We start from the raw sequence: 7,782 nt of genomic DNA, 5'->3' as shown, positions 1-7,782 counted from the left end.
GTTGTAGCCCGAGGAGACGATCATGTCGTCGCTGCGGGCCACGTACCAGAAGTAGCCCTCGGCGTCGCGGATGTAGGTGTCGCCCGTGATGTTCCAGCCGTCCCGGACGTACGTGGTCTGGCGCGGGTCGTCCAGGTAGCGGCAGCCGGTGGGCCCGGTGACGGCGAGCAGGCCGGGCTGTCCGTCGGGGACGGGCACCCCGTTCGTGTCCACGACGGCCGCCCGGTAGCCCGGGACGGGCCGGCCCGTGGAGCCGGGGCGGATGTCCTCGTCGGCCGCGGAGATGAACACGTGCAGCATCTCGGTGGCGCCGATGCCGTCGATGATGCGCAGTCCGGTGGCGGTGTGGAACTCCTCCCACACGGCGGCGGGCAGGGGTTCGCCCGCCGAGACGCAGCGGCGCAGTCCGGCCAGTCGGCCGGCGGCGCCCGCGGCCAGGATCGCGCGGTAGGCGGTCGGCGCCGTGAACAGGACGGTCACCCCGTGTGCGGCCACGAGGTCGGCCAACTGCTGCGGCGTCGCCGACTCCACGAGCAGGGTGGCGGCCCCGACGCGCAGCGGGAAGACCACCAGTCCGCCGAGCCCGAAGGTGAACGCGAGCGGCGGGGTGCCGGTGAACACGTCGTCGGGCCGCGGCCGCAGGACGTGCCGCGAGAAGGTGTCGGCATTGGCGAGCACGTCCCGGTGGAAGTGCAGGGTCGCCTTCGGGCGCCCGGTGGTGCCGGAGGTGAAGGCGATCAGGGCCACGTCGTCCGCGGCGGTGTCCACGGAGGTGAAGACCCCGGCCTTGGCCGCACAGCGGACTGTGAGGTCGTCCTCGGCGGGGCCGCCGTAAGCGACCACGCGCGGACCGGCTTCGGCGTCGGTGGCGGCGCCGGCCGCGGCTTGGAGTTCCTCGAGGTAGCGGTCGTCGCACAGGGCGACGGCGGGGCGGCTGATCTCGCACAGTGCGGCGAGCTCGGCGGCGCGCAGCAGCGGCACCGTGGTGACGGCCACCCCGCCGGCCTTGAGCACGCCGAACCAGGCGGCGACGAGCCAGGGGTTGTTCGGGCCGCGCAGCAGCACGCGGTTCCCGGGGAGCAGACCCAGGTCCTCGGTGAGCACCTGGGCGACCTGGTTGGCGCGCCGCAGCAGCTCGCCGTACGTCCAGCGCTCGTCGGTGGTCAGAAGGCAGGGTCGGTCGGGTCCCCAGCGCTCGACGGCGTCGTCGAGGAGGCTGTGGGCGCAGTTGAGCCGGTCCGGGTAGTCCAACTCCGGCAGGTCGAAGTGGAGTTCGGGCCAGAGGTCGAACGGCGGGAGCCGGTCGCGGCAGAAGGTATCGGCGTGCGCCGAAGGGGAGAGCTCCATGGGGCGGCACCTCAATCAGGGAGCAGCGGGGGAGATGGGGCAAGTATCTCGATAAATTGGCGGCCGTCAATTCCTCGCCATATTTCTGTGAGGTGATCGTCCGCTCGGGAGGTTCCCCGGGGTCCGTCGATCCGCATCGATCCGGGCGTCAGGCGGCCGGCACTCGCACCCGTACGGACTTTCCGAACTCATCGGCCTGGACGCTGAGTTGACCGCCGACCTCGGCGGCCATCAGGTGCACGATCAGCAGGCCGCGCCCGTCCTCGGCGTCCGGGTCCGCCTCGCCCCGGGGGTGAGGCAGTCGCGGCAGCGAGGAGGCTCCGTCGGCGACCTCCAGCTGGAGCCATCCCCCTCGCAGGGAGATTCCGACGCGCAGACGGCCCGCGTCGGCGGCGTGCAGGACGACGTTGCCGACCAGCTCGCTCACGGCGAGCAGCACGATGTCCGCGATCTCGGCGGAGACCTCCCAGCCGTCGAGCACCGAGCGCACGCGGGAGCGGATCAGGGGGACGGTCGCCGCGGTGGGCTCCGCGGCCCAGTGGTCGCAGCCGGGGGCCGGGGAGGCGGGTGCGGTGGGGGCGGCCGGGACGGCGGGTGCGGCCGGGGCGGTGGCGGGGGGTGTGGAGGTGAGCATGGCGTGCTCCCGGAGGGGAAGGCGACGACATTCGCGCGGTGGCTCGTGTAACTGCCGGGGAACTTGGACTGCCCGTGCTCTTGTGGTCCGCGGAAACGCGTCGCTAGAGTCGTGATTACACGTGTAACACGCTAGGCCTCCTCCCCGGCCCGCGCAAGCATTTCGGACATACGTTACGAAGCCTTGTCCGTAGCGCTGAGTACTCAGCACTCAGCACCCAGTGCTCAGTGCTTGCGCGGCCGGTGCGGGGCCCCGCACCTGAACCCCTCGGCCCCCGGGCCGAACAGATTGGAAGGGCCGCAATGACGCAATCGCTCCCCGCCGCGATCGATCCGGCGGACATGACCTGGCCGCCTCCGCCGTTCCGGACCCCCGTGTCCGCCGTCGTGGACGCGGACGGGGTCCGCCGCTTCGAGGGGATCACCTACGCGACCACGCCCGGCTACCGCCCGCGGCTGCTCGACGTCCACGTACCCGAGGGCGAGGGCCCCTTCCCGGCGGTCGTGTGGATCCACGGCGGCGGCTGGCTGGACGGCGACCGGCGCTATCCGCCGCCGACCGTGCCCGTGGAGCTGCTGCACGGGTCGGTGCTGGGGGCGGGGCTGGCCCTCGTCTCGATCGATTACCGGCACAGCCTGGAGGCCCCGTTCCCGGCCCAACTGCACGACGTGAAGGCCGCGATCCGCTACGTCCGGCACTTCGCCACCGCGCTGGGCATCGACCCGGACCGGATCGGGGTCTGGGGCGAGTCCGCCGGCGGCCACCTCGCGGCCCTCGCCGGGGTCGTGGGCGCGGACACCCCGGACGCCGCGGCGCTGGAGGGCACGCAGGGAGTGGGCGCCGGCGACACCGCCGTACGGGCCGTCGTCGACTGGTACGGGGTCTCCGACCTGGTCACCCTCGCCGAGCACCCCATGCCGGCGTTCCCGCCGCTGCCCGGCGGAGTCGAGTTCCCCGATCCGTACGAAGCCCTCCTCGGCGCGTCCGTCGCCGAACGCCCGGAGCTGGCGCGGGCCGCGAGCCCCGTCACGTACGCCGTCGAGGGCTCGGACCCGCCGCCGTTCCTGCTGATCCACGGCACCCTGGACGGGCTGGTCCCCTACAGCCAGAGCGAGGAGCTCGCCACGGCCCTCGCGAAGGCCGGGGGCGAGGTCGTACTGACCCCGGTGGAGGGCGCCGACCACATCTTCCTCGGCTCTCCCGACATCGACCGCATCGTCATCGACAGCGTCGCCTTCCTGGCCCGCCACCTGGGCGCCTGAGGTCCCGTAGTCGGACAGGGGGCGGCAGAGGCGGCCGGCGTTCCGGCTGCCGCCGCCGAAAGCCGGGTCCCCCCTCAGCCCCGTGGGCGCGAGGGGGGACCCGGAGGTGAGACCGTCAGTCGGTGCAGCCGGGGACCGTGCCGGCCGGGCTGCAGTTGTTCGGCTGATTGGCGCGGACGACATCGCCGTTGAGCGTGAGGACGCCGGACGCCTTGAAGATGCCGCCGCCGTCACCTGCCCGGTTGTGCGTGATGGTGTTCTCCTCGAGCGTGGTGCTGCCCAGCCCCTGGGCGCCCCCGGCGTGGTACAGGCCGCCGCCCTGCGCGGTGCCGCCCTTGGCGGTGACCGTGTTGTGCCGGACCTTGTTGCGCTTGGCCGTCAGGCTGCCGCCGTCGGGGTTGTCGAGGCCGCCGCCCTGAGCCGTGCCGTCCGGTGCCTCGGCGGTATTGCTGGTGATGTGGCTGTCGGTCAGGTCGAGGGTGCCGAACGGGCCCACGCGGACGCCACCGCCGCGCGCGGTGCCGTTCTCCGCGACGGCCCGGTTGCCGCTGATCTTCACGCCGCTCACGGTCATCAGGGCGTTGTTGGCGATGCCCCCGCCCTGGGCGACGCCGTCCGGTGCGTCCGAGGTGTTGTCCGTGATGGAGCCGCCGGTGATGGTCATCCTGCCGGGCGCCGGGATGCCGTTGGATACGGTGGCGCGCGCGAATCCGCCCCGGGCGAAGGAACGGTTCTTGCTGATGACCGTGTTCTCGACGGTGGTCTCGGCGAAGCTGATGATGCCGGCCCCGAACGCGAAGCTCTGGGTGTCCTCGGTGACGGTCGCCGTGTTTCCCGTCAGCCGGGAATCGGTGACCGTGAGCGGACCGTCGTTGGCGATCGCGCCGCCGGCGGCGCCGTTGCCGAGGCCGCTGCCGCTGTAGACGACGTGGTTGCCGGTCACCTCGGTCTCGCTCACGCTTCCGGTGCCGGGGTTGTCGATACCGCCGCCCTGGGCGAACACGTCGGACCGGGACGTGTTGCCGGTGATCTTGCTGCGGGTCACGGTCATCCTGCCGGTGTTGGAGATGCCGCCGCCGCAGGACAGGCCCGGTGGGTCGGGGAAAGCGGGGCAGTCCGTGGCGAAGCCGCCGCTGATCGTCGTGCGGTCGAGCGTGAGGTTGCCCGTCGGGCCGACGAAGAGGATCCGGAACTTCGGCACCTTGTGCCCGTGCTGGTCCCGCTTGATCGTGGCCCCACGTCCGTCGATGGTGATCTCACTGGTGATCACCGGCAGCCCGTTGCCGGGGCTCACGGGGTCCGGCGCCGTCAGTTTGTACGTGCACTTGCGCGCGAGTCGGAGGGTGTCCGGTCCGGGCGACCCGTTCGCGGCGTTGATCGCTGCGACGAGATCGGGAACCGAGCAGCGAACCTGCACCGTGGCGGCGTGGGCGGCCGGGGCGGGAACCGCCACCAACGCGCCCGCAACGAGGCCGAGGACGGCCGGGACATGCCGACGAGACATCGGGGGACTCCTCCTTCTGCACTGTGGGGCCAGACGTCAGGGGACCGCGACCAGCCGAGCACAGCCGACCATGCGCGGCCGCCGTAGGCTTCCCGGCTTGATCCATACAGACGGGCGGACAGCCCGGACGGAGCACGAAGGCGTGCGAATGGGCCAAGGCGTGCGAATGGGCCGAGGAGCGCGGAGGGGCCGAGGAGCGCGGAGGGGTTGACGCGCAGGAAGGGGCCGGGCGCGGGCAGAGGCCGTACCGGCGCGACGGTTCGGCCGGCGGACCAGGGGAAGCCGGCCGGCCGTCAGGAGGTCTCGCGCTGGATCAGGACCGCCTCTATCTCGGGCACGGGCGCCGTGGTGCCCGTTTCGATCAGCTCGTGCACGGCGTCGGCGACCATGGCAGGCGAGGCCAGCTCCAGGCGGATCGAGGTCAGCGGGGGGTCCTGGAGCGCGGAGAGGACCAGGTCGTCGGAGCCCACGACCGCCACGTCCTGCGGTACGGAGATCCCCTCGGCCCGCAGCGCGTGCAGGAGCAGGGCGGCGTACTCGTCGTTGTACGCGAACACGGAGTCCAGCCCGAGGCTCCGCCAGCGCCTCGCCAGCGCGATCGCGGACTCCCGGGTGTACGAGAGTTCCACGGGGGTCACCGTGGCCATGTGGTGGGCGGCTACCGATTCGGCGCCCGCGAGCCGCGGCGCGGCGAACAGGGCGAGGCCGCGTTCCTGGGGCATGACCACACCGATACGGGTCCGGCCGCGGGCGATCAGGTGCTCGGCGGCGGTGGCGCCGATCAGGGCGTGGTCGAAGCCGATGGTGTGCACACCCGTGACGGGACGGGAGGCGAAGGCGAGCAGCCCCCGCACCCCGGCGCGCCGCAGCAGCTCCGCGGCCTGTGCGGTGAGGCGGTCGCCGTCGAGGGCGATGACGGCCGCAGGACGCAGTTCGGCCCAGGCGCGGGCGGCGTCGAGGGGATCGGTGAAGCGCCCCGCGTGCAGGACTGCGGTGTAGCCGTGCCGGTCCAGTTCGCTGTGCAGGTCGTCGACCCAGTCGCTGACGAGGCGGCCGACCGCGGAGATCGACGAGGGCATCAGGACGAGATTGCTGCGGCCGGCCCGCAGGGACCGGGCGGCGGCGTGCGGTACGTAGCCGAGCTGCCGGGCGGCGTCGAGGACGCGCGCGCGGGCGGCCTCGCCGACGCGGTGGCCCTGGGTGTCGTTGAGGACGAAGGAGACCGTGGCGCGGGACACCCCGGCGAGGCGGGCCACGTCGGCGCTGGTCGGGGACGCCGGAACAGGAGTGTCTTTGGCCATGACGTCGATCGACGCTCCTTTTGATCGGCTCGATGCCTTCCTTTCGAAGGTTACACGAGTTAGATCAAGGGAGCGCGGGCCCGCCCGGATGGGCGGGCCCGGGAGGAGGAACTGTCACCGGGGTCGGTCGAGTGAGCGTTCGTGCAGGCGCAGGGAGTCCCCGGCGAGGTCGTCGAGCGCGGTCACCACGGAGTCGAAGCGCATCGTGGTGCGGGTGTCCTTCTCGTACGGGCTCCACGTCGGCATGTCCGGGTGGTTCGGGTCGCCGGTGCGGACGAAGGCGATCCAGGCCTCGTGCACGGTGTGCGCGAGCCCGTCGCGGACGGCGGGGTCGAGTCCGGCCACCAGGGGTGCGTGCGCCCACTGGTCGAAGTTGGCGAAGGCGAAGGGCAGCTCGAGGCAGTGCGCCGCCCCCAGCCGGCCCTCGTAGGCGGCCGCGGGGAGGTCGAACTGGTAGGCCCACACCGGGTGGCCCGCCTCGGCCCGCGCTTCGGCCAGCCGGAGGGCCGGCACCCGGAAGAGCTCGTCGGTGATGAGGTCCATCAGGACGCCCGTCGGCCCGGCGCCCGGCCGGGCGTGCTCGTACGCCGCGTAGATCCCGGGGGCCGCCTCGGGGCCGAAGGTGTCCGCGATCCGGTCGGTCACCTGCTCCCGGGAGGCCGCGGCGTAGGCCTCGTTGAGGGCGAAGCCGAAGTTGGCCTCCTCCCGGGTCCAGCCGATCATCACCTCGATGCCCGCCGCGGCGTCCTGCAGCAGGGACTGCGCCGGGTGGCGGGGGAGCGTGGCGCCGTCGACCACGGGCAGGAACGGCGTGGGCCAGTACCCCCAGCGCGTGGTCAGCGCGAAGAGCCCGCCCATGGCGCCGATCAGCTCGGGCCAGGGCGCGGCGCGCAGCTCGGCCAGGCTCTTGACCCCGGCGAGCTCCAGGTACGCGGCGGTGCGCTCCCGGTAGGCGTCGGGCGCGGGGAGGTCCAGTCCGAAGGGCGGGCTCATCAGGATCACCCGCCGGATCAGCTCGCGGGCTTCGGGCAGCCCGGCGAGGGCGGCCGTGGACATCGCGCCGCCCGACTGTCCCGCGACGGTGATCGAGCCGGGGTCGCCGCCGAAGGCGGAGATGTTCTCCCGTACCCAGCGCAGGGCGGCGAGCTGGTCGGTCAGCCAGTGGTTGGCGCCGGAGCCGTCCGACTCGTCCGCGGTGTCGGTGTCGGTGTCGGTGAGGAGGTAACCGAGGGGGCCGATGCGGTAGTTGATGCTGACGACGACCAGGTCCCCGTCGCGGGAGAAGGTCGCGCCGGAGTAGTTCGGCAGCGATCCGGAGCCGGAGACGAAACCGCCCCCGTGGATCCAGACCAGCACGGGCCGCCGGGCGTCGTCGACAGCCGGCGTCCAGATGTCGAGGGTCAGGCAGTCCTCGTCGAAGGGCGGCGAACCGTGCCCGCCGAGCACGGGGTCGCCGCCCTCGATGTGCATCTGCGGGGCACTGGGCCCGTCGGTGGTCGCGTCCCGGATGCCGCTCCAGCCCGGATGCGGCCGTGCGGGCCGCCAGCGGGACTCGCCGACCGGGGGTGCGGCGTAGGGCACGGCCCGGAAAACGGCGAGCCCGTCCTCGACCGCGCCACGGAGCGGGCCCGCGGGCGGACGTGCCACGGGGTGATCGGGTCCTGGGGTGGGTGCCATGAGTCGATCCTTCCTGGGCCGCGCGCCGAACGCGCGCCGACCTGTCGAGAATATGGC

General features: G+C 72.9%; 6 protein-coding genes. 1 reads left to right on the top strand and 5 read right to left on the bottom strand.

Annotated elements, in window-relative coordinates; translation table 11 throughout:
- Together ACFWBW_RS24825 and ACFWBW_RS24820 are read right to left on the bottom strand one after the other, a co-directional pair.
- Nucleotides 1–1,347, bottom strand: a 1,347-nt coding sequence (locus tag ACFWBW_RS24825) for an AMP-binding protein (RefSeq protein WP_385376177.1), incomplete at its 3' end; no start/stop codon positions are given.
- A gap of 148 nt (nt 1,348–1,495) precedes the next feature.
- Nucleotides 1,496–1,981 carry an ATP-binding protein gene (locus ACFWBW_RS24820; RefSeq protein WP_385376174.1) on the bottom strand — a complete coding sequence of 162 codons (486 nt, stop codon included), beginning with the start codon at nt 1,979–1,981 and terminating at the stop codon, nt 1,496–1,498.
- A gap of 302 nt (nt 1,982–2,283) precedes the next feature.
- Here ACFWBW_RS24820 and ACFWBW_RS24815 point away from each other — a divergent pair, with 302 nt between their 5' ends.
- Complete coding sequence (locus ACFWBW_RS24815) at nt 2,284–3,243, top strand: alpha/beta hydrolase fold domain-containing protein (protein ID WP_385376170.1); 960 nt, start codon at nt 2,284–2,286, stop codon at nt 3,241–3,243.
- A gap of 115 nt (nt 3,244–3,358) precedes the next feature.
- On the opposite strand, the gene ACFWBW_RS24810 is transcribed toward ACFWBW_RS24815, so the two are convergent.
- The 3 genes from ACFWBW_RS24810 to ACFWBW_RS24800 all read right to left on the bottom strand — a co-directional run bounded on the left by ACFWBW_RS24810 (nt 3,359) and on the right by ACFWBW_RS24800 (nt 7,725).
- Nucleotides 3,359–4,747 (bottom strand): hypothetical protein, encoded by a 1,389-nt coding sequence (locus ACFWBW_RS24810; RefSeq protein WP_385376167.1) that lies wholly within the window; start codon nt 4,745–4,747, stop codon nt 3,359–3,361.
- A gap of 293 nt (nt 4,748–5,040) precedes the next feature.
- A complete protein-coding gene (locus ACFWBW_RS24805; protein WP_385376164.1) occupies nt 5,041–6,048 on the bottom strand; it encodes a LacI family DNA-binding transcriptional regulator in 1,008 nt (335 codons plus the stop codon).
- Nucleotides 6,049–6,162: 114 nt separating this feature from the next.
- A complete protein-coding gene (locus ACFWBW_RS24800) occupies nt 6,163–7,725 on the bottom strand; it encodes a carboxylesterase/lipase family protein (protein ID WP_385376160.1) in 1,563 nt (520 codons plus the stop codon).
- Nucleotides 7,726–7,782 lie beyond the last annotated feature (57 nt).

This window comes from Streptomyces sp. NPDC059957 (assembly GCF_042730015.1).
Taxonomy (GTDB): Bacteria; Actinomycetota; Actinomycetes; order Streptomycetales; family Streptomycetaceae; genus Streptomyces.
This window is presented reverse-complemented; position numbering and strand designations above follow the sequence as displayed.